Raw genomic sequence first — 21,992 nt, forward strand, 5'->3', positions numbered from 1 at the left:
AAGGAGACACCGAGCGTGAACGCGAAGATCGTGGTGCTGCCGGGCGACGGGATCGGGCCGGAGGTGACGGCCGAGGCGGTGCGGGTGCTGGAGGCGGTGGCGCGCCGGGGAGGGCACACGCTCTCGTTCACCGAGCGGCTGATGGGCGGGTGCTCCATCGACGCGCACGGGACCGCGCTCACGCCCGAGGTGCTCGCCGACTGCCAGGCGGCCGACGCGGTGCTGCTCGGCGCCGTGGGCGGGCCGAAGTGGGACGACCCGCGCGCCAGGGTGCGCCCGGAGCAGGGGCTGCTCGGCCTGCGCAAGGGCCTGGGCGTCTTCGCGAACCTGCGCCCGGTGCGCGTGCACCCGAGCCTGCTCGACTCCTCCCCGCTCCGCCCGGAGAAGCTCCGCGGCGTGGACATCATGGTGATCCGCGAGCTGACCGGCGGCCTCTACTTCGGCCAGCCCAAGGGGCGCGACGTGAAGGACGGGCACGCGCGCGCGGTGGACACGCTCGAGTACCAGGACTTCGAGGTGCGCCGGGTGGTGGAGCTCGCGTTCCGCATCGCCAAGGGGCGGAAGAAGAAGGTCACGAGCGTGGACAAGGCGAACGTGCTCGAGTCCTCGCGGCTCTGGCGCGAGATCGCGACCGCCATCGGGCAGGCGAACCCCGACGTGGCGCTCGATCACATGCTGGTGGACACCGCCGCCATGCGGCTCGTCACCAGCCCGGCCACGCTCGACGTGGTCGTCACCGAGAACATGTTCGGCGACATCCTCACCGACGAGGCCTCGGTGCTGGCCGGCTCGATGGGCATGCTCCCGTCCGCCTCCATCGGCGAGAAGGGGCCGGGCCTCTACGAGCCCATCCACGGCTCCGCCCCGGACATCGCCGGCAAGGGCATCGCGAACCCGGTGGGCACCGTGCTCTCCGCCGCGCTGCTGCTCCGCCACTCGCTCGGCCTCGAGCCGGAGGCGGCCGCCATCGAGCGCGCCGTGGACCAGGCCATCACCGACGGCTGCCGCACCGCCGACCTGGGCGGGAAGCTCTCCACCCGCGCCATGGCCGACGAGATCCTGAAGCGGCTCGCCTAGCCACGCCCCGGGACGCCGCCATGCCGGCCGGCCCACGCGGCCCGCTCCCCGCGCTGGACGGGCTGCGCGGGCTGGCCATCGGCGGCGTCCTCGCCTGCCACCTGCTCAACGCCTGGCCCGGCGCCGGCGCCTGGGAGCGCCGCGCGGTGGCGGCGCTCGGGCTGGGCTGGACCGGCGTGGACCTGTTCTTCGTCCTCTCCGGCTTCCTCATCACCGGCGGCCTGGTGGACACGCTCGGCCAGCGCGGCTGGTGGCGCGGCTTCCTGGTCCGGCGGGCGCTCCGGATCTTCCCGCTCTACTACCTCGCGCTCGCGGTGTTCGCGGTGGCGGGGCCGGCGCTCGGGCTGGTGGACCAGTGGACGTTCGGCCGGTGGGGCTGGTGGTACTGGGGCTACCTCGGCAACTGGGCCTACGCGGCGCGCCAGGTCATCCCGGCGCTCTCGCACTTCTGGTCGCTCGCGGTCGAGGAGCAGTTCTACCTGGCCTGGCCGCTGGTGGTGCTGCTCGCGCGCGGGCGGGCGCTCGCCGCGGTCTCGGCCGCGCTGGTCTGTGCCGGGCCGGCGCTGCGCTGGCTCATCGTGGACTCGGGGCTGCCGGTGGGGAGCGCCTACCGGCTCACGCCGGGCCGGGTGGACGCGCTCGCCATGGGCGCGCTCGTCGCGGTGGTGGCGCGCGCGCCGGGCGGCGCCGGGCTGCTGCGGCGCGCCTGGTGGCCGGCGGCGGCGGTCGGGGCGGCCGGGTTCGCCGCGCTCGGGCTGCCGCACGGGTTCGACATGCACGCGCGGCCGCTCGAGATCTGGAGCCACCTCTGGCTGGCGCTGGCGTTTGGCGGGCTGGTGGCGGGCGCGGTCGCGACGGAGGGGACCGCCCACCCGCTCCGGCGCGCGCTGTCCGCGGCGCCGCTCCGGGCGCTCGGCCGCTACAGCTACGGCCTGTACGTCGTGCACTACCTCGTCCACGTGGGCGCGCTCGGCGCGCTGCGGGCGCGACCCTGGGGCACGGCGCTGCTCGCCTCGCGCGCGGGCTACGCCGCCTACGCGGTGACCGCGCTGGCGGCCTCGCTCCTGATCGCCTGGGCGAGCTTCCACCTGGTGGAGCAGCGCTTCCTCGCGCTCAAGGACCGCCTCGCGCCGCGGCGCGCCGCGGCGTAGCGCCCCCGCCCGCGCGCCCGCGGAGGGGCCGAAAGCGGACCGGTCCGGGCGAGAATCCGCGTGCGATCGGGGCTCAGCGGCGCATCGACACCGGCCGCCGTCCTGTGCTTTCCTGCGGGCCCCGGGCACCGAGAGCGCACCGGCCCGCGTTTCGACTTCCCACCCCGTTCGCCCGCGAAGGAGAGGCACACATGGCGACTCCCGCGTTCCACTACCAGGACCCGTTCCCCGTCTCGAAGGACGCGACCAAGTACCGGCTCCTCACCAGCGAGGGCGTGTCGGTCGGGACGTTCGAGGGCAAGGAGATCCTGAAGGTCGAGCCGGCGGCGCTCACCCGCCTCGCGCGCGAGGCGATGCGCGAGGTGTCGTTCTTCCTCCGCCCCGAGCACAACGAGCAGGTCGCGAAGATCCTGGCAGACCCCGAGGCGTCGCAGAACGACAAGGGCGTCGCCATCGCGTTCCTCAAGAACGCCGAGATCGCGGCCCGCGGCGAGCTGCCCATCTGCCAGGACACCGGCACCGCCACCATCGTGGCGAAGAAGGGCCAGCAGGTCTGGACCGGCGTGAAGGACGAGCAGTACCTGTCGGAGGGCGTGTACCTCACCTACACCGGCGAGAACCTCCGCTACTCCCAGACCTCCGCGCTCGACATGTACCGCGAGGTGAACACCGGCACGAACCTGCCGGCGCAGATCGACGTCCTCGCGACCGAGGGCGCCGAGTACAAGTTCCTGTTCGTGGCGAAGGGCGGCGGGTCGGCCAACAAGACCATGCTGTTCCAGGAGACCAAGGCGCTCCTCACGCCGGAGAAGCTCGAGAAGTTCCTGGTCGACAAGATGAAGTACCTCGGCACCGCCGCCTGCCCGCCGTACCACATCGCGGTGGTGGTGGGCGGCACGAGCGCCGAGACCTGCCTGAAGACGGTGAAGCTCGCCTCGACGAAGTACTACGACGGCCTCCCCACCGAGGGGAACGAGCACGGCCAGGCGTTCCGCGACGTCGCGCTGGAGCAGCGGCTGCTCGAGGCGGCCAACAAGCTCGGCATCGGCGCGCAGTTCGGCGGCAAGTACTTCGCGCACGACATCCGCGTGGTGCGGCTGCCGCGCCACGGCGCCTCCTGCCCGGTCGGCATGGCGGTGTCCTGCTCGGCCGACCGCAACGTGAAGGCGAAGATCAACAGGGAAGGGCTCTGGATCGAGGAGCTCGACCACGCGCCGGGCCGCCTCATCCCGCTCGAGCTGAAGAAGGGCAAGCACGAGCACGGCGTGAAGGTGGACCTCAACAAGCCCATGAAGGAGATCCTGGCCGAGCTGACGAAGTACCCGGTCTCGACCCCGCTGCTCCTCACCGGCACGCTGGTGGTGGCCCGCGACATCGCGCACGCGAAGTTCAAGGAGCTGATCGACCAGGGCAAGGGCGTGCCCGAGTACCTGAAGCACCACCCGGTGTACTACGCCGGCCCGGCCAAGACGCCGAAGGGCAAGCCGTCCGGCTCGTTCGGCCCCACCACCGCCGGCCGCATGGACTCGTACGTGGACCTGCTGCAGTCGCACGGCGCGTCGATGGTGATGATCGCGAAGGGCAACCGCAGCCAGCAGGTGACCGACGCGTGCAAGAAGCACGGCGGCTTCTACCTGGGCTCGATCGGCGGCCCGGCCGCGGTGCTGGCCGAGGAGAACATCAAGAAGGTGGAGTGCATCGACTTCGCCGAGCTCGGCATGGAAGCCGTCTGGAAGATCGAGGTCGAGAACTTCCCCGCGTTCATCCTGGTGGACGACAAGGGCAACGACTTCTTCAAGAAGCTGGGGATGTAGCCGGCCCCGCCTCGATCACCCGCACCCCCCGGCCGGCAGGCGCGCCCGCGAAGGCCGCCTGCCGGCCGTCCTGTTCCGGGGCCGCCGCGGCGGCCGGGGGCCGGGCGCGGCGCGCGGGGGGCCGCGGCGCGAACGCCGCCAGCTCCTCGTCCAGCGCGCCCGCCAGCGCGCGCGGGTCGATCGGGAACGCCGCGTCGGCGCGCACGCCCATCGTCACCTTGCCGGCGTAGCTGAAGACGCTCACGCCCAGCCCGAGCGCGGCCGGGTGCGGGACCCAGAACAGCAGCTCGTCCACCCGCCGGCCGGCGAGGTGGAGCCGCCGCTGCGGGCCGGGGACGTTGGTCACCACCAGCGACGCCTTCCGCGAGAAGAACGCGGTGCCGAGCCGCTCCAGCGCGGGCGGCGCGAAGCCGAGGGCGCCCAGCACCCCGAGCGCCACCCAGGCGTCCGGGCTGCGCTTCAGCGCGGCGGTGCGGCCGCGCACGATCTCCAGCCGCTCGTCCGGCGCGAGCGGTTCGACCGGCAGGTCGAGGAACACGAGGCCGAACTGGTTGCCCGCCCCGGCCACCCCCGCCGCGGGCGCCGCGCGCAGGTTCACCGGCACCAGCGCGCGCACGTCGTCGGGCAGCGGTCCCGGCGGGACGGGGCCGGCGCGGAGGGCGCGCGAGAGCGCGCCGGAGAGCGCCGCGAGCAGCGCGTCGTTCACGGTGCCCCCGCCGGCCCGGGCGGCGGCGCGCACGTCCTCGAGCGGCCACGACCGCGACCACGCGACGGTCCGGCGGCCGGAGAGCGCCGGCGGCGCGAGCGCGCCGGTCGCGGTGGGGAGCGTGGCCATCTTCCAGAGCGCGGCCGCGGCGGCGAGCGGATCCCGGAGCAGCGCGCGGGCGCCGCGGCGGAGCGGGTCGCCTCCGGGCACGTCCGGCGCCGGCGCCTCGACGCGGCCGGCGTGCTCGTCGGACAGGCCGAGCAGCACCGACACGAGCGCGACCCCGTCCGCCATGCAGTGGTGGAGCTTCACCACCAGCGCGCTCTCCTCGGCGCCCTCGAGCAGCAGCGCGCGCCAGGGCGGGCGGCCGGCCGGGAGCGGCTGCGTGGCCGCCTCGGACACGGCCGCCTCGAGCGCCTCCGGGTGCGCCTCGCGCAGCGGCCGCGCGCTGAGGTGTCGCGCGATGGAGAAGCGCGGATCCGGCTCCCAGGCCGGGCCGCCCAGCGCGCCGGCGTCCGCCACCCGCGCGCGGAACCGCTCGTGCGGCAGCAGCCGCTGCTCCAGCAGCGTGCGCAGCCGCGGCGGGGTGAGGCGACCCGCGAGGCGCAGCAGCACCACGATGTCGGCCGTGTTCTCGGGGCGGTCCATGCGCAGCCAGGCGGCGTCCACCCGGCTCATCGGCTCGCGGGTCATGTCGGCTCCTGGGCCGGATCCTGCGCGGATCGGCGCGCGGAGGGAGGGACCGGGAGGGAGCCCGGGCGACGTGACGCAGGGGAGGGCAGCCGGCCGGCCGGTCAATACCGCCGCTCCACCAGCAGGGCGACGCGGCGCGGACGTACCACCACCGTCCGGCGGAGCACCTTGCCCCCGCTGCGGAGCACCACCTCGTGCGTGCCGGCCGGCACGCGCAGGCGGGCCACCTGGAGCTCGGCGGGCAGCGACAGCCAGCTCCGCCGGTCGGCCTCGCTGGTGGACGTCAGGGCCAGGAACGTCAGCCACCCGAGCACCTCGCTGTCCGTCGCCTCCCCGACCGCGGCGGCGACGCCCCCCTTCAGCGCCGTGCTCACCACCGCCTTGGCGGCGATGCGGCCGATCCGCTCGGACAGGTGCACCTGCGCCACCTCCTCGAGGGAGGTGACGGTGACCGCGTCGGCGCGCCGGGCGCCGGCCTCCAGGGTGGCGGCGTCGCGTACCCACGGGCGCGTGACGTACACCGGGACCACCAGGAGCTCCGGCCCGGCGCCCTGCCGGCTGGACCGCTTCTCCGGCGACAGGCCCGCCTCGAGCACGAGCACCACCTGTCCCTCCTCGGCGCCGAGCGGATCCGCGCCGAGCGCGGGGCGCGCCGCGGCGAGCGCGTCGGCCTCTTCGGCGCGGCCGGTCGCCCGCGCCAGCCGCAGCGCGGGCTCGGCGAGCGGGCCGAGGTCGGGCGCGAGGCGCAGCGCGTCGGCGTAGTCGATGTACGCCGAGTCCGGGTTGCCGGAGTCCTCCCACAGCACGCCGCCCAGGTAGCGCGCCACCGCGAGCTGCTGGTACGGCTTCTTCTCCTCCTGCACCATCTTCCGCAGCCGCTCGTCCACGCGCCGCACCTCCACCAGCGCGTCCTCGTCCTTCCCCAGGGCGGCGTAGTTGAGCGCCTGGACGACGTTGATCATCAGCTTCTCGAAGTCCTCGCCGCGGTAGGCGCGGGCGCGCTCGTTCTCGAGCAGCGCGCGCCCCTCCTCGCTGACCGAGATCGCCTCGAGCGACGCGGCCAGCCGCTCGGCGCGGGCGAGCACCGGGAGGCTCTCCTCCCAGCGCCGCGCGGCGTGCAGGATCATGCCCTGGTCGAGCAGCGCGAGCAGGCGGTCGCGCTCGGGCCCGCGGCGCACCTCCGCCTCGGCGAGCGCGGCGGCGCGGTCGTGGTCGCCGGCCTGGTACGCCTCGCGCATCGCGCGCGTGCGCGAGACGTAGTCGCCGGCGCAGCCGGAGAGCAGCACGGCCCCGAGCGCCATCGCGGCCGCGCGGGCGCGGCGCACGGCCCGCCCCCCTACCAGCCCACCGACTGCTTCCGGAACTTCTTCCGCAGCTCCTTCTCGTCGGTCCAGGTGATGAGGCCGGTCCGGAGGTCGGTGAGCTGCATGGTCATCTTGTAGTAGACGACCTTGTCCGCGCCGACCTCCTGCACGATCGACGCGATCTGCCCGGTCAGGACGCAGTCGGCGCCGACCTGCGCGCCCGGGCCCTTGGCGGTCTCCTTCGCGACCATGCCGGACTGCTGGTAGTCGTACTCGGCGGCGATCTGCTCGCGGGCCGCCGCGTCGGCGAACGCGAACCGGCCGGACCGCTGCAGCTCGACCCGGACCTTGTCCGCGAGCGACTCGGTGTCGATGTGCTCGGAGGTCTTGTTCCGGACGCGGCCCACCACCAGCACCGGCCGGCCCGGCAGCGCCTGCACCACGGGCGCGCCGAGCAGCGAGCCGGTCATCTTCTTGGCGATGAGCTGCAGGTCGTTCTCGTTGAACTGGTCGGAGAGCAGCTCGATGGTGTTCGGGTCCTCGTAGGCACCGCGGGTGAAGGCTCGCGGGCCGCAGGCGGCGACGAGCGCGGCGGCGGTGAGCAGCGGGAGCGTGCGGGGCAGGGCGCGGGAGCTGGCGCGGGGCATGGCGGTCTCCGGGGCCTACAGGCGCAGGCCGAGGCCGAGGAAGATGCGGTGGGTGACGGTGGTGTCCTGCTCCACCGGGATGTCGAGCGCGTAGTGGAGGCCGAGGACGAACCGGTCGCTCGCCTCCAGCTCGGCGCCGATCTGCGGGCTCAGGCCGAAGCGGCTCCGGCCGTTCCAGTGCATGACGCCGCCCTTCACCCCGGCGCTCAGCGAGAACGGCGACGCCGGGGTGCGCAGGCGGGGCCCCACCAGCACCAGCGTCCGCTCCAGGTCGAAGTCGTAGGCGCCGGTGAGCTCCAGCAGCAGCCAGTCGTCGGGCGACCAGGCGAGGTCGGCGCCGAGGAAGTAGGGTCGGTCCTTGAGCGGGTACCCCGGCCCCTCGCTGGAGATCGCGCCCCCCGCGTCGAACGTGATCTGGAACGCGCCGGGACCGGGCGCGCGCCGGTAGCCGCCCTGGCCGACCTCGGTGCCCTCCGGGCCATCGGTCCTCCCGGGCGGCGCCGCCGGCTGCGCCAGGGCCAGCGCGGGCAGCGCGGCCAGCAGGAACGCTGCTACGGAACGGAGCGGTCGAGCCATGGCGAGCCCCCTCTCGCGCAGTCGAATGCCGTCGTCCACGCGTATCACCCTCGCGGGACCGCGGCGCAAGGACCCAATGCGTGCGTGTGCGGCGTCGCCGCGCGCCGCGGCGTCCGGCCGCCCGCCCGCTGACGTCCACCCGCACGAGGGCGCGCCGCCTCCGGGGGGCGGGGCAAGGTTCCACGCGACGGCGAACGGGCGGCAGCGCCGTCAGGCGCCGCTCGCGGCCACGCACCGGCGGCGGCCGGTGATGATCCGCAGGGCGGCCGGCTCGACCCGGATCTCGATCTCGCCGGGGGAGGCCGAGCCCTCCAGGTCGATCTGGATGGGCGAGCGCGAGGCGAGGCGGATCCGCGCCGCCCGCGCGGTGCGGACGCTGCTCCGGGGCGGGGCGGCCGTCGCGACGCCGTGGCGGAGCGCGGAGGTGAACGTGCGGCGTCGCCGGTGCACCACCACGTCGGCGAGGCCGTCGGCGGGGTCGGCGTCCGGGTGGACCACCGTGCCCCAGGCCACGCAGGGCAGGTTGTACACGCCCACGTTGAACACCGGCTCGGAGGGCTCGGCGAGCACCACCCCGTCCGCCTCCAGGCGGACGCCGGTGTGCTTGCGGAGCGCGCCCGGGAGCGCCGCCAGCACGCCCCCCACGCGCGCCAGGCCGCGCCCGCGCGAGGCGCCGGAGATGATCTGCCCCTCGAACCCGCAGCTCACCGACGCGAGCGCCAGCGGCGCCTCGGGGTGGGTGGTCACCAGCGCGTCGATCTGCAGCGAGCGGCCGTCCGCGATGGCGGCGAGCGCGCGGCGAAGGTCCGCCACCCCGAGCGCGTGGGCGATGACGTTGCCGACGCCGAGCGGGAGGATGGCCATGGGCCGGTCGGCGCGGTCCGCGGCCCGCACCGCGCGCGCCACGAAGTTCACGGTCGCGTCGCCGCCGGCGGCCACCGGGATCTCGTCGGGCGCGAGCCCGCGCATGGCGCGCTCGGCCCCGGACAGCGTGGTCACGACCGCCAGGCGCGATCGGCGGGTCCAGGCGGGCGCGCGGGAGAGGAGGCCGCGCAGGCGCGCGGCGGCGTGGCCGTCCTGCGCCTCGGGGTTCACCAGGAAGACGAGGCGGGGGAACTCCACCTCGCGCCCGGAGGTGCGCGCCTGCTCCATCCCCTCCGCTGCCCGCATGCGGCCCCCTTCGACCCCGTGACGTTACACGCGGGGACGCAGCGTTGCCAGCCCGTCATGCGAGGAGCGCGGAGTTCGTGGAGAACCGCCCGTGCCTGCCTCAGGGTTCGCCCGGGGTCGAGGCGCGGGAGGCGACCTCCTCGGCGGCGCGGACGTCCCCCGGCGCCCCGAACCGCCGCGCCAGCGCCACCGCGCGCTGGGCCGCCACCCGGGCGGCGCCGCGGTGCCCGGCCGCGAGCAGCCGCCGGGCCAGCGTGGCGGAGGCGGTGCTCGCCGCGCGCAGGCTGCCGCTCCGCTCGCCGAGCTGCGCCGCCTTCCGCAGCAGCACGCGCTGCTCCTCCTCGGCGGTGCCGCGCTCCGCGAGCACCTCGGCGAGCGCGATCTGGGCCCAGGGCACGAACGCGGCCGCGCCGGCCTGCTCGCGCAGCGCGAGCGACTGCCGGAAGCCGAGCTCGGCGCGGGCGAGCTCGCCGCGGTCCTGGTCCAGCCCGGCCAGGTGGCGCTCCATGTTGGACAGCATGAAGTCGTCGCCGAGCCGCCGGGCGCGCGCCGCGCCGTCCTCGAGCAGCGCGCGGGCCGCCTCCGGCCGGCCCAGCCGGTCCTCGGCGAGCGCCTGGTGGAAGATCGCCTCGGCCTCCAGGCGCGGGTCGCCGGCGTGCCCCGCGGCGGCGCGCGCCTCCCGGATCGCGGCGGCGGCCGCGCGCATCCGCGACGGATCCTCGAGCGCCTCGAAGTAGACGCGCCGCGCGTGGACGAGCAGCGCGGTGGCCAGCACGCGCGGATCGCCGGCCTCGCGCGCGGCGGCGAGCGCCCGGTCGGCGGCGGTCGCGGCCTCCCGCGGCGCGTGGCGGTGGAACTCGCTCCGGTCCACCGCGATGCGCGCCAGCAGCACGGCCAGGTCCGCGCGCAGCTTCGCCGGGACCTCGCCGCAGGCGAGCTCGCGCTCCACCGCGGCGCGCGCCGCGTCCCAGCGCCCCTCGAGCAGGTCCTGCTCGACGCGCGCGGAGAGCTGGGGATCCGGCCCGACCTTCCCGGGCAGCGGGGTGGCGGCGGCGAGGTGGAGGAGGGCGAGGGCGAGCGCTGGGGCGAACGGGAACATCGGGTCGATCTCGGGCGCGGGGGCCGCTCGGGATGGGAGGGGCAGGCGGCCGGCTTGTGACCTCGAGCCGGCCCGCCGGGACCGCGCCGGTGCTATGAAGGCGCGGTGACGCTCCTGCACGCGGCCGGCCTCGGCCTCTCCTTCGGCAGCCGCACCCTGTTCGACGGCCTGACGTTCACCCTCGAGGAGGGAGAGCGCGTCGGCCTGGTCGGCGTGAACGGCGCCGGCAAGTCGTCGCTCATGCGCATCCTGGCCCGCGCCACCGAGCCGGACCGCGGCGAGGTGCAGCTCCGCCGCGGCGCGCTGGTGACCTACCTGCCGCAGGAGCCGGCGTTCCCGGAGGGCGCCACCGTCGCGTCCGAGCTCGAGGTCGCGCGCGCCCCGCTCCGCGCCGCGCTGGAGGCGCACGCCGCGCTCGCGGCGCGGCTGGAGACGGCGCAGGACGGCGCGGCGCACGCGCGGCTCCTGGCCGAGATGGCGGCGCTGTCGGATCGGATCGATCACCTGGGCGGCTGGGACACGGCGCACGAGGCGCGGCGGCTGCTCGACCGGCTCGGCGTGCCGGACTGGGATCGCGCGGTGGCCGAGCTGTCGGGCGGCGCCCGCAAGCGCGTCGCCATCGCCCGGGCCCTGCTCACGCGGCCGGACCTGCTGCTGCTCGACGAGCCCACCAACCACCTGGACGCGGACACGGTGGACTGGCTGGAGGAGGAGCTGGATCGGCTCGACGGCGCGCTCCTGCTCGTCACCCACGACCGCTACTTCCTCGACGACCTGGTGGACCGGATCCTCGAGATCACGCCCGGCGCCGGCGTCACCAGCTACCCGGGAAACTACGAGGCGTACCTCGAGCAGAAGCTGGAGCTGGAGGCGCTCGCCGCCACCGCGCAGCACAAGCAGGAGCGCTGGATCGCGCAGGAGGTGGCCTGGCTGCGGCGCGGCGTGGAGGCGCGGCGCACCAAGAGCAAGGCCCGCATCGAGCGGGCGCGGCGGCTGATGGCCGAGCGCGGGTACCAGCGGCCGCGCGCGGCCGAGCTGAGGCTGGCGGAGGCGCCGCGGCTGTCGCAGGTGGTGCTGGAGGCGCACGGGGTGGAGAAGCGCTTCGGCGAACGGACCGTCCTGCGCGACGTCGAGGTGGTGCTGCAGCGTGGCGAGCGGCTCGGCATCGTCGGCCCGAACGGCGCCGGCAAGACGACGTTCCTGCGCGTGCTGCTGGGGGAGCTCGCGCCGGACGCCGGCGAGGTGGTGGTGGGCAAGCGCACCCGCGTCGCCTACTACGATCAGCAGCGCGCCGGGCTCGATCCCGAGCAGACGGTCTACGAGGCCGCCGGGGGCTCGCCGCCCGGGCGCACCGGCGAGGACTTCGTGGAGCTGTCCGGCAAGCGCGTGGCGCTCCGCGACTACCTCGACGACCTGCTGTTCCCGCCCACCATGCAGCGCATGCAGGTGAAGGCGCTCTCCGGCGGCGAGCGCAACCGGCTGCTGCTGGCGCGCCTGTTCCTGGAGGGCGCGAACGTGCTGGTGCTCGACGAGCCGACCAACGACCTCGACCTCGTCACGCTGAACGTGCTCGAGGGCCTGCTGCTCGGGTTCGACGGGACGGTGCTGCTCGTCACGCACGACCGCTACTTCCTCGACAAGGTGGCGACGTCGATCCTGGCGCTGGAGGGCGACGGGCGCGCGATCCGGTACCCGGGCAACTACGAGACGTACCGGACGCTGAAGGAGCAGGCGGCGGCCGCGGCGGCGCCGGCGCCCGAGCTCGCGCCGCCCGGCGGACGAGCGCGGGAGGCGCCCACCGCGGGGGGCGCGGCCGCGGCGGAGCCGAGGGCGCGCAGGCCCGGCAAGCTCTCCTTCAAGGAGCAGCGCGAGCTGGAGGGGATGGAGGCCGCGATCCTGGCTGCCGAGGAGCGCAAGGCCGCGCTCGAGGCGACGCTCGCCGATCCGGAGACGTACCGCCGGGACGGCGCGGCCGTGGCCGGGATGCGCGAGGAGCTGGAGCGGCTCGCGGCCGAGGTGGAGCGGCTGTACGCGCGCTGGCAGGAGCTGGAGTCGTACCGCGGCGGCGGGGCCTAGGCCGGGCGTGGCGGCGGCCGCTGCGGCGCGGCCGGGTTCGCGGTATCCTCCGCGCCCCCATGAGCGTCTGGCACGTCCAGGTGAACGGCGTCCCGGCCTGCACCTCGCCGGTGATCACCGAGGAGGAGCGGCTCGAGCCGCCGGTGTGCGGCGCGCGCAACCGCCAGCGCGCCGAGGAGTACGCGGCGATGCTCCGCGAGCGCCACCCGGGCGACGCCGTCGAGGTGGTCGAGCACGGCTGCCCGATGCGCGGGGAGTGAGGCGAGGGATCGGTGTGCCGGCTCGCCGCTAGTCGTGGGGCCTGTTCTCCGCGTCGAGCTTCCAGCGCAGCGTGACCATCACCTTGCCCCACCCGCGGGCCCCGGGCGTGCCGCCGGGCTCGCCGGGGCGGAAGTCCACCCGGAGGTTCGCGTTGGCGATGTACCCGGCCACGGTGGAGAGCGCGGGGATGGGCGCGCGCGAGAGGATGCCGAGCACGAGGTCGGTGCGGCTGGCCCGGTAGAGGGGACCGGAGTCGGGCATGGCGGAGGCCTGGAGCTGGCAGACCTCCGGGGGGCAGACGGGTCCCTGGCGGCGCAGCTCGCCCTCCGGCTCCTCCACCAGGGAGGACTGCCGCGAGGCAGCGGGCGCGGGCGCCTGCGCGACCAGGGCGCTCCGGGAGGAGGCCAGGCCGAGCCTCGGGAGCGCGGACCGGCGGCCGTCGTCGCCTGCGAGGGCGGGGAGCGAGGAGGCGAGCAGCGCGAGCGCGAGCAGGGATCGGAGCATCTCCGATCAACCTGCGCGCTGGCGCCCGCCGGAACAACGCCGCCCGTCGGTACGCCCTGCCCGGCGCCGGGCAGGGGGTTGGCTCGCCGGAGTCAGCGGCGTCCGCCGTCGCCGGCGCCGCGGCCCACCGCGGCCTCAGCCGGCCACGTCGAAGCGGTCGAAGCGCATGGTGAACAGCGCGCGCCCCTGCGTCGCCGATCGCAGCTCGGTGGCGTAGCCGAACATGCGCCGGAGCGGGGCCTCGCAGGTGATCACCTTGACCGCCTCGCCCCGATCGGCCACGTCGAGCACCGTGCCCTTGCGCCGGTCGAGGCTCCCGATGACCTCGCCCAGGTGCTCCGACGGGAGCACGATCTCGACGCGCATGAGCGGCTCGAGGATCACCGGGCGGGCCTTCGCGGCGGCCGTCCGCACCGCGTCGGCGGCGGCGACCTTGTACGCGAACGGCTTCGACGCGCCCTCGCGCCAGGTCGCGCCGGTGAGCGTCACCCGGACGTCCTGCAGCGGGTGACCTTCCAGCGCCCCCGCCTCGGCCGCCTCGCGCGCGCCGTCCTCCGCCATGCGGCGCACCTCCGGGCGGAGGAAGGGGAGCGCGGCCGCCTCGGGCGAGACCTCGAAGCGGAAGCCGCCGCCGCGCGGCAGCGGCCCGACCGCGACCGACACCTGGCCGTAGATCTCCTCGTCCTCGAGCTTGCGCTCGAAGGTGGCGTCCGCGGTGGCCTCCGCCGACAGCGTCTCGCGCAGGAGCACCTGCGGCTGGCCGGTGCGGACCGCGAGCCCGAACTCCCGCCGGAGCCGCTCGGCCACGACGTCGAGGTGCAGCTCGCCCATGCCGGAGACGAGCAGCTGGCCGGTGTCGGGGTCCTCGCCCCACCGGAACGTCGGATCCTCGTCGGCGACCCGCGCGAGCGCCTCCAGCAGGAGCTCGCGATCCTTCTGCGAGCCGGCCTCGATGGCCTCGGAGATGACCGGATCGTAGGACGAGAGCCGCTCGAGCAGCAGCGGGTGGGCCTTGTCGGTGAGCGTATCGCCGGTGCGGGTCTCCTTCAGACCGGCCACGGCGAAGAGCTGGCCGGCGCCGAGCGACGGTACGCGCTCCTTCTGCGCGGCGTGCATGAGCAGCACGCGCCCGACCTTCTCGAACTTGCGCTGGCTCGCGTTCCACACCGCGTCGCCCTCGGCGACGCGCCCGGAGTACACGCGCAGGAACACGTACCGGCGCCGCTCGTCGAGCAGCGAGACCTTGAACGCGAGCGCCAGCAGCGGGGCGCCGTCGGTCGGAGGGCGCCGCTCCTCCTCGCCGGTGTCGGGGTGGACGCCGGCCGGCGGAGGCACGTCGAGCGGGGAGGGGAGCCAGTCGCAGACGGCGTCGAGCACCTGCGGGATGCCCTTGTTGCGCAGCGCCGAGCCGCACAGCAGCGGCACGAACCGGCCCGAGAGCGTGGCGCGCCGGATGGCGGACCGCAGCCCCTCCTCGTCGAGGTCGCGGTCCGACAGCACCGCCTCGGCCGCCGCGTCGTCGAGGTCGGCCAGCGCGGCCACCAGCGCGGCGCGCTCGGCCTCGCCCTCGGCCGAGATGCCCGGCTCGGCGGTGAACGCGCGCGGGTCGTCGGGATCGCCGAACCGGACGGTGCGCCGGGCGACCAGGTCCTCGAAGCCGGAGAAGGCCGCCTCCGCGCCGAGCGGCCGCTGCACCGCCGCGACCACGTGGTCGGGGAAGTGCTTGCGCATCGAGGCGAGCGTGTGCCCGAGGTCGGCGCCGACGCGGTCCATCTTGTTCGCGAACGCGATGCGCGGCACGTGGTAGCGGTCGGCCTGCCGCCAGACGGTCTCGCTCTGCGGCTCCACCCCGTGCGCCGCGTCGAACACCGCCACCGCCCCGTCGAGCACGCGCAGCGAGCGCTCGACCTCGATGGTGAAGTCCACGTGGCCGGGCGTGTCGATGAGGTGCAGCTCGTGCGCGCGCCACTCGAGCCGGGTCACGGCGGACGTGATGGTGATCCCGCGCTCGCGCTCGAGGTCCATCCAGTCCATCACCGCGGCGCCCTCGTGCACCTCGCCCATCTTGTGGGTGCGGCCGGCGACGAACAGGAGGCGCTCGGTGAGCGTCGTCTTGCCGGCGTCGATGTGCGCCATGATCCCGAGGTTGCGGATGGCGCGCATGCGCCGCTCCGACGCCGTCCCCTCGCCGCGTGGCTCCCCCATGCACCGACCCTCCGCCCGCCGCCCCGCCTCCGGCCGCGCGCTCCGGGAAGTATACGTCCATCCCCACGGCGCCGACCGGTTCCGGATCCGCGGCGGTTCGACTAGGCTCCGCGTCCCGTGCGAGAGCTCTGCCGCCGCTGCCTGCGCCCCACCGCCCTCTGCCTGTGCGCGTCGCTCCCGGCGGTGCGCGCGCGGACGCGCGTGGTGATCCTCCAGCATCCCCGCGAGGCCAGGCTCGCCATCTGCACCGCCTGGCTCACGCGCCTGGCGCTGGAGGGCTGCGAGCTGCACCGGGGCGTCCGCTTCGAGGATCACCCGCGCGTGCGCGAGGTGGTGGCCGGCCCGGGGACGGCGCTGCTGTTCCCCGGCGAGGGCTCGGTCCCCGCCGCGGCGCGCGCCGCCGATCCGCCCCGGGTGCTGGTGGCGGTGGACGGCACCTGGCACCAGGCGCGGAAGATGGTGGAGGCGAGCCCGTCGCTGGCGGCGCTGCCGCGGATCTCGGTCGTGCCCGACGGGCCGGGCGGCTACGCCGGGCTGCGGCGCGAGCCGGAGCCGGAGTACCTGTCCACGCTCGAGGCGGTGGCGCTCGCGCTCGGCGCGCTGGAACAGGACCCGGCCCGCTTCGAGCCGATGCGCGAGGCGTTCCGGAAGATGGTGGCGCAGCAGCTCGAGTGCGCGCGCGGGGCGCGGCGCAACCCGCGGCACCGCGGCGGCGCCGCGGGCGCCTGACGCGGCTTCCGGGGAGCGGCCCCAGCCGCATGGCTGGGGAGGCAGCGGCCGCAGCCCTCGTTACAGCTGCGGTGCCAGCAGCCGCGCCGCGCTGGCGCCCAGGCGCGACAGGAACGGCGCGTCGGCCTCGCGCGTGGTCTTGGGCCGGGCCACCTCCAGATCGCGCTCGAACAGGTCCGCGAGCGCCTGCACCGCGGGGGCGCCGTACAGGACGGCCGTGACCTCGAAGTTGAGGCGCAGGCTTCGGTTGTCGAGGTTGGCGGTGCCGATCATCCCGACGTCCTGGTCCACGAGGCAGGTCTTGGCGTGGAGCATGCGCGGTCCGTAGAGCCAGATCCGCGCGCCGGCCGCGAGCAGCGCGTCGTGGTACGTGCGCGAGGCGGCGTCCACCACCCGCGAGTCGGTGCGGCGCGGCAGCAGCAGGCGCACGTCGACGCCGCGGAGCGCGGCGCTGGTCAGCGCCGCGAGCAGGGCCTCGTCGGGCACGAAGTACGGGGTGGTGATCCACACGCGCTCGCGCGCGCCGCCGATCGCGGCCACGTGGAGCTGGCCGACCGCGGACGTGTCCTGGTCCGGGCCGGACGGCACGATCTGCACCTCGTGCGACCCGGGCGGCTCGTCGGGGAAGTACGGCCGGAGCCCGCCCGCCGGCAGCGGCGAGCCGGTCTTGCCGGTGGCGAAGGCCCAGTCCTCGAGGAAGGTGAGCTGCAGGCCGTGGACCGCGGCCCCCTCGATGCGCACCGTGGTGTCCCGCCAGGCGGACCGGCCCACCGCCGCGGCGCTCTGGTCGTCCGACACGTTCATCCCGCCGGTGAAGCCCACCCGCCCGTCGCACACCACGATCTTCCGGTGGGTGCGGAAGTTCGCCGAGCCCCCGCGCAGCCGCGACACGAGCATCGGGTTGAAGCGCTCCACCTCGCCGCCCGCCTCACGGAGCGGCGCGAGCAGCGCGGCGCCGAGCCGCGGCGACCCCGCGTCGTCCACCAGCAGGCGCACCTGCACGCCGCGGCGGGCGGCGGCGGCCAGGGCGGCGAGCACGCGCGCGCCGGTCCGGTCGCGCTCGAAGATGTACATCTCGACGTGGACGTGGTGCCGGGCGGCGGCGAGGTCTCGCTCCAGCGCCTCGAAGTGGTCGTCGCCCTCCGAGAAGAGGACGACGGATCGCGCGGTCTCGGGCGGCGGCGCCTGGAGCCGGATCGCGAGCCGGGCGAGCTGGCCCATGCTGGAGAGATCGCGCGCGGTGGCCCGATCCCACGCCTCGAGGTACGCGCCGCGGGCGCGCTTCAGCACGTTCAGGCGCAGCTTCTTGCGGTCGAGCCGCCGGGGCCCGACCACGAGGTACACCGCCACGCCCACCACCGGCATGGCGGCGAGCGCCAGGATCCAGGCCAGCGTGGCGGTGGGGGAGCGGCGCTCCAGCAGGATCCAGCAGCTCGCCGCAACCACCCAGGCCGCCTCGAGGACGCCGAGCACGCCCGGCGAGGGCAGCGCGTCGAGGAGCGCGAGGTCCGGGGTCCACATCTTGGCGATTCTACACACGCAGCGGGCGGGCGTGCCGGCGCCCGCCGGGCCGGTGCGGCCGCGCGGCCGACCGCGCGGTACCCACCCGCCCGCGGCATGGGATACAACGGACCGGTCCGCCGCCCGTGCGCCCGCCGGGCGGCCGCCTGCACCGGGGGAGTCCATGTCCGAGCCCGCCGCCGCGGTTCCCGCCACGCCGCCGCCACCGTCCGCGCCCGTCCCGCGCGCGCCGCCGAAGCGCGCCGGCCCGCACCGCTGGCGCTTCTATCGCGTCGGCGGCCTGGAGCAGCCCTACCTCGAGACCGGCGAGGACCTCGCGCGCCTCGCCGAGCTGGACCAGAAGCTCTGGGTGGCGCTCTCCTGCCCGACCCGGGGCCTGGAGCTCGACGCGCGCACCCTGGAGCTGCTCGACCTGGATCGCGACGGCCGCGTCCGCGCGCCGGAGGTGCTGACCGCGCTGCGCTGGTGCGACGAGCGGCTGGTGGACCTGGAGTCGCTGCTGCGCGGCGGCGACGCGCTGCCGCTCGCCGACATCGACGCCGCGAAGCCGGCGGGGCGCGTGCTGCTCGGCGCCGCGCGCCAGGTGCTGTTCCACCTCGGGAAGCCGGAGGCGTCCGCGGTGCTGCCGGCCGACGTGGCCGACCTGACCAGGCTGTACGAGAGCACGCGCTTCAACGGCGACGGCGTGGTGCCGCCGGAGACCGCCGACGATCCCGAGGTGCGCCAGGCCATCGCCGACGCGATCGCCTGCGCCGGCAGCGAGCGCGACCGGAGCGGCAAGCCCGGCGTCGACCGCAAGCGGCTCGACGCCTTCTTCGAGGACCTGGCGAAGCTCGACGCCTGGGCCAGGGCCGGCGAGGCGCCGGACGTGGCGTTCCTGGGCGAGGCGACCGCGGCGGCCTGGGAGGCGTTCCGGGTGGTGAAGGAGAAGGTCGACGACCACTTCGTCCGCTGCCGGCTGGCCGCGCTCGACCCGCGCGCCGCGGTGGCCATGAACCGGTCCGAGCCGGAGCTGGTGGCGCTCGCGGCCCGCGACCTGGCCCGGTCGCGCGACGAGGTGGCCGCGTTCCCGCTGGCGCGGGTGGAGCCCGGGCGCCCGCTCCCGCTCGGCGGCCCGCTGAACCCGGCCTGGGCCGCGGCGCTCGCCGCGCTGCGCGAGCAGGTGGTCGCGCCCGTGCTCGGGGCGGACAAGGCCGCGCTCACGGCCGACGAGTGGGAGCTGCTCTCGGCGCGCTTCCTCCCGTACCAGGCGTGGCTCGGGGCCAAGCCCGCGCAGGCGGTGGAGCCGCTCGGCGTGCCGCGCGTGCGGGCGCTGCTCGCCATGGGGAAGGCGCCCATCGAGGCGCTCGTGGCGCGCGACCTCGCCCTCGAGGCGGAGGAGGCGGCCATCGGCGACGTGGTGCGGATGGTCCACTACCACCGCGACCTGGCGCTGCTGCTCCGCAACTTCGTCTCGTTCGCCGACTTCTACGACCCGCGCCGCCCGGCCGTGTTCCAGGCGGGCACGCTGTACCTCGACGGCCGGAGCTGCGACCTGTGCGTGCGGGTGGACGACCCGGGCGCGCACGCGGTGCTGGCCGCCCACTCGCGCATGTACATCGCCTACTGCGACTGCCGCCGCCCCGGCGGCGAGGCCATGAAGATCGCGGCCTGCTTCACGCAGGGTGACTCGGACTACCTGATGGTGGGGCGGAACGGCCTGTTCTACGACCGGCAGGGGCGGGACTGGGACGCCGCCATCGTGAAGATCGTGGACAACCCGATCTCCATCCGCCAGGCGTTCTTCTCGCCATACAAGAAGTTCCTGCGGATGATCGAGGACCAGGTGGCGCGGTTCGCCGCCGCCAAGGAGAAGGCGTCCGAGGCGCGCCTCGCCTCGGGCGCGGAGGCGGGGGTGGGCGCGGCCACCGGCGGGAAGCCGCCCGTCCCGGCGGCCGTGGACGTGGGCAAGATGGTCGGGATCGTCGCCGCCCTGGGCGTGGGCGCCGGCGCCATCGGCACGCTGCTCGGCGGGCTGGTGTCGGGCTTCGTCGGCCTGGAGCCGTGGTGGGCGAAGGCGGTGGCGGTGCTGGGCGTGCTGCTCGTCATCTCCGGCCCGTCCATGCTCATCGCCTGGCTCAAGCTCCGGCAGCGGAACATCGGCCCGGTGCTGGACGCGAACGGCTGGGCCGTGAACGGCCGGGTGAAGGTGAACGTGCCGCTGGGCGCGGCGCTGACCCACGCGGCGGCGCTGCCGCCCGGCGCGCGCCGTACGCTCGACGATCCCTACGAGGATCGCAGGGCGCGGACGCGCCGCCGGCTGGCCTGGCTCGTGGTGCTGGCGGTGCTCGCCGGCCTGCTGCTGGCGCGCCGCGCGCAGGTGTGGCCGTTCGCGCCGCACGCGCCGGAGGCGCCGCCCCCCGCGGTGTCGCCGGTGGTGCCGGGCCGCTAGCGGCCGTTCGCGGGCCTCGCGGGCCTCGCGGGCGCCGCCGGCCGGCCGGCCGCGCCCGGGGTCCGCTTCAGGAGGCGCTCCATCTCGTCCATGGTGGCGTTCATCTCCTCCATGGCGGCCGCGAACGGCGCGGGCGTGGTCATGTCCACCCCCGCCTCGCGCAGCAGGTCGACCGGGTAGCGCGAGCCGCCCGCGGCGAGCATGGCCAGGTAGCGATCGCGCGCCCCGGTGCGCCCCTGCGCCTCGTCCTCGCGGATGGCCCGGGCGATGGCGGTGGAGGCGACCAGGCTGGTCGCGTACTGGTACACGTAGAAGTCGTAATGGAAGAAGTGCTGGATGTAGGTCCACTCGGCGCCGTACAGGTCGGCCACCTGGCAGACGCCGGCGTCGTGCCCGTAGTACCTGCGCACCAGCCCCAGGTAGAGCGCGCTCATCTTCTCGCCCGTGAGCGCCTCGCCCTTCTCGGCGAGCTGGTGGATGGCGAGCTCGAACTCCGCGAACATGGTCTGGCGGAACAGGGTGGTGCGCAGCGACTCCAGGCGGTTCCCGAGCAGCGCCAGCCGCTCGCCGTCGTCCTTCGCCTGCCCGATGGCGCGGCGGAACAGCAGGTTCTCGTTGAGCGTGGAGGCCACCTCGGCGACGAACGTGGCGTAGTTCGAGGTGGCGTAGGGCTGCTTCTCGAACGCGAGCACCGTGTGCATCGAGTGGCCGGCCTCGTGCGCGAGCGTGGAGACGTCGGTCCACTGACCGTTGAAGTTGAGGAGCTGGTACGGGTGCACGCCGTACACGCCGGTGGAGTACGCGCCGGCCCGCTTGCCGGTCACCGGGAGGAAGTCGGTCCAGCCGGACTGGAACCCCCCGCGCAGCTTCGCGACGTAGGCGTCGCCGAGCGGCTTCACCGCGTCGAGCGTGAGCGCCACCGCCTGGTCCACGTCGTAGCGGCGGTCCACCGCCTTCACCAGCGGGACGTACAGGTCCTCGTAGCGGAGCCTCTGCAGGCCGAGCATGCGCTGCCGGAGCTTCAGGTAGCGGTGCAGGGTGGGGAGGTTCGCGTTCACGTCCGCCACCAGCCGCTCGTACACGGCGGTGGGCACGTTGTCGCGGAACAGCGCCGCCGCGAGCGACGAGTCGAACCGGCGCACGTCGCGCTCGAACAGGTGCGCCTTCACCTGCGCGTACAGGGCCGTGCCGATGGTGCGCTCGTACTGCTTCAGCGCGCCGAAGTAGGCGTGGAAGACCTTCTCGCGGTCGGCGGCCACCGGGCTGGTGCGCGAGCGCTCGTAGCCCGCCTGGTCCAGCCGGACCGCGCCGGTGGAGAGCTTCACGGTGGGGAAGGGCAGGTCCGCGTTGAGCAGGACCGAGTGCACGTCGCGCCCGGCGCCGTCGAGGTCGCCGGTCTTCGCCACGATCCGCTCCTCGCCGGCGGGCAGCGTGTGCGGCTTCCAGCGGAGCGTGTCGTCGAGGAAGAACGCCCACTCGCGCAGGCGCGGGTCCTCGCCCAGGAAGCGCTTCACCGTCTCCGGCGGCAGATCCAGCACCGCCGGCCGCACCCAGGACAGCGCCGCCTGGGCCTCGACCGCGAGCCGCTCCGCCTCCGCGCGCATGGCGCGCGGCCCGGGCTCGCGCGTGTCCTCGTCGGCGCGGGCCGAGGCGTACACGTAGACGCGCTCGAGCGCGTTCTGCAGCGCGCCCATCTCCGAGAGCGCGTCGGCGAGCGCCCTGGCCGAGTCGCCGAGGTGCCCGCGGTGCCGGTCGAAGCCGGGGAGCCGGCTGGCCAGGTCCGCCCGCGCCCTGGCCCAGGCCGCGTCGTTCGGGAACAGGTCGGCGAGCTTCCACTTGTAGCGGTCCGGGACCTGCGCGCGGGTCGTGGCCGGCTGCGCCGGGGGGTTCCCGGGGCTCGAGGCGGCCAGGCTGAGGGCGGCGAGGAGGGCGATCGGGGTGTGCACGGCGGCGCTCCGGGCGAGATGTCGGCGAACGAATCACACAGCCTGCCACGCGCCGGCCCGGGAGGGGAGGATTTGCAGGGGG

17 protein-coding genes are annotated in these 21,992 nt (G+C 75.4%); 7 read left to right on the forward strand and 10 right to left on the reverse strand.

The genetic code is table 11. From position 1 onward, the window contains the following. Positions 1–15: 15 nt before the first annotated feature. The 3 genes from leuB (at position 16) to A2CP1_RS09480 (ending at position 4,042) form a co-directional block, all read left to right on the forward strand. Complete coding sequence (gene leuB, locus A2CP1_RS09470; RefSeq protein WP_012633144.1) at positions 16–1,077, forward strand: 3-isopropylmalate dehydrogenase; 1,062 nt, start codon at positions 16–18, stop codon at positions 1,075–1,077. A 20-nt stretch (positions 1,078–1,097) separates the two neighbouring features. Continuing rightward, positions 1,098–2,228, forward strand: coding sequence for an acyltransferase family protein (locus tag A2CP1_RS09475; protein WP_012633145.1), 1,131 nt, complete (start codon positions 1,098–1,100; stop codon positions 2,226–2,228). Positions 2,229–2,419: 191 nt separating this feature from the next. Next, the gene (locus A2CP1_RS09480; RefSeq protein ID WP_012633146.1) at positions 2,420–4,042 is read left to right on the forward strand and encodes a fumarate hydratase; all 1,623 of its coding nucleotides are present in this window, start codon (positions 2,420–2,422) and stop codon (positions 4,040–4,042) included. Here the strand turns inward: A2CP1_RS09480 and A2CP1_RS09485 are convergent. The 6 genes from A2CP1_RS09485 to A2CP1_RS09510 form a co-directional block, all read right to left on the reverse strand. Continuing rightward, the gene (locus A2CP1_RS09485) at positions 4,023–5,441 is read right to left on the reverse strand and encodes a WS/DGAT domain-containing protein (RefSeq protein ID WP_012633147.1); all 1,419 of its coding nucleotides are present in this window, start codon (positions 5,439–5,441) and stop codon (positions 4,023–4,025) included. The two genes, A2CP1_RS09480 and A2CP1_RS09485, sit on opposite strands and share 20 nt — an antisense overlap. Positions 5,442–5,542: 101 nt before the next feature. Next, positions 5,543–6,766: a COG3014 family protein gene (locus A2CP1_RS09490; protein ID WP_012633148.1), complete on the reverse strand. Its 1,224-nt coding sequence runs from the start codon at positions 6,764–6,766 to the stop codon at positions 5,543–5,545. A gap of 11 nt (positions 6,767–6,777) precedes the next feature. Continuing rightward, positions 6,778–7,392 (reverse strand): penicillin-binding protein activator LpoB, encoded by a 615-nt coding sequence (gene lpoB / locus A2CP1_RS09495; RefSeq protein ID WP_012633149.1) that lies wholly within the window; start codon positions 7,390–7,392, stop codon positions 6,778–6,780. A gap of 15 nt (positions 7,393–7,407) precedes the next feature. Continuing rightward, positions 7,408–7,968: a hypothetical protein gene (locus A2CP1_RS09500; protein WP_041450489.1), complete on the reverse strand. Its 561-nt coding sequence runs from the start codon at positions 7,966–7,968 to the stop codon at positions 7,408–7,410. 210 nt (positions 7,969–8,178) lie between these two features. Then, entirely contained in the window at positions 8,179–9,138 is a 960-nt protein-coding gene (locus A2CP1_RS09505; protein ID WP_012633151.1) for a diacylglycerol/lipid kinase family protein, read from the reverse strand. 100 nt (positions 9,139–9,238) lie between these two features. Next, positions 9,239–10,237 carry a hypothetical protein gene (locus A2CP1_RS09510; RefSeq protein WP_012633152.1) on the reverse strand — a complete coding sequence of 333 codons (999 nt, stop codon included), beginning with the start codon at positions 10,235–10,237 and terminating at the stop codon, positions 9,239–9,241. 105 nt (positions 10,238–10,342) lie between these two features. Here A2CP1_RS09510 and A2CP1_RS09515 point away from each other — a divergent pair, with 105 nt between their 5' ends. Together A2CP1_RS09515 and A2CP1_RS09520 are read left to right on the forward strand one after the other, a co-directional pair. Further along, positions 10,343–12,313, forward strand: coding sequence for an ABC-F family ATP-binding cassette domain-containing protein (locus A2CP1_RS09515; RefSeq protein WP_012633153.1), 1,971 nt, complete (start codon positions 10,343–10,345; stop codon positions 12,311–12,313). 59 nt (positions 12,314–12,372) lie between these two features. Then, on the forward strand, positions 12,373–12,573 hold the full coding sequence (locus tag A2CP1_RS09520) for a hypothetical protein (protein ID WP_012633154.1): 201 nt from the start codon (positions 12,373–12,375) through the stop codon (positions 12,571–12,573). Positions 12,574–12,601: 28 nt separating this feature from the next. On the opposite strand, the gene A2CP1_RS09525 is transcribed toward A2CP1_RS09520, so the two are convergent. Then, positions 12,602–13,078, reverse strand: coding sequence for a hypothetical protein (locus A2CP1_RS09525; protein WP_012633155.1), 477 nt, complete (start codon positions 13,076–13,078; stop codon positions 12,602–12,604). A 135-nt stretch (positions 13,079–13,213) separates the two neighbouring features. Next, positions 13,214–15,283: an elongation factor G gene (gene fusA, locus A2CP1_RS09530; protein WP_012633156.1), complete on the reverse strand. Its 2,070-nt coding sequence runs from the start codon at positions 15,281–15,283 to the stop codon at positions 13,214–13,216. Between the two features lie 117 nt (positions 15,284–15,400). On the opposite strand from fusA, the gene A2CP1_RS09535 reads away from it, so the two are divergent. Next, positions 15,401–16,012, forward strand: a complete 612-nt coding sequence (locus A2CP1_RS09535; RefSeq protein ID WP_012633157.1) for a tRNA-uridine aminocarboxypropyltransferase — start codon at positions 15,401–15,403, stop codon at positions 16,010–16,012. A gap of 60 nt (positions 16,013–16,072) precedes the next feature. Here the strand turns inward: A2CP1_RS09535 and cls are convergent, their stop codons facing one another. Continuing rightward, positions 16,073–17,533, reverse strand: coding sequence for a cardiolipin synthase (gene cls / locus A2CP1_RS09540; protein WP_012633158.1), 1,461 nt, complete (start codon positions 17,531–17,533; stop codon positions 16,073–16,075). A gap of 163 nt (positions 17,534–17,696) precedes the next feature. Between cls and A2CP1_RS23575 the strand changes: the two genes are divergently transcribed. Beyond that, the gene (locus A2CP1_RS23575) at positions 17,697–19,964 is read left to right on the forward strand and encodes a phage holin family protein (RefSeq protein WP_012633159.1); all 2,268 of its coding nucleotides are present in this window, start codon (positions 17,697–17,699) and stop codon (positions 19,962–19,964) included. On the opposite strand, the gene pepF is transcribed toward A2CP1_RS23575, so the two are convergent. Beyond that, entirely contained in the window at positions 19,961–21,910 is a 1,950-nt protein-coding gene (gene pepF, locus A2CP1_RS09550; protein WP_012633160.1) for an oligoendopeptidase F, read from the reverse strand. The two genes, A2CP1_RS23575 and pepF, sit on opposite strands and share 4 nt — an antisense overlap. Between the last annotated feature and the right edge of the window lie 82 nt (positions 21,911–21,992).

This window comes from Anaeromyxobacter dehalogenans 2CP-1 (assembly GCF_000022145.1).
In the GTDB taxonomy this organism is placed as follows: domain Bacteria; phylum Myxococcota; class Myxococcia; order Myxococcales; family Anaeromyxobacteraceae; genus Anaeromyxobacter; species Anaeromyxobacter dehalogenans.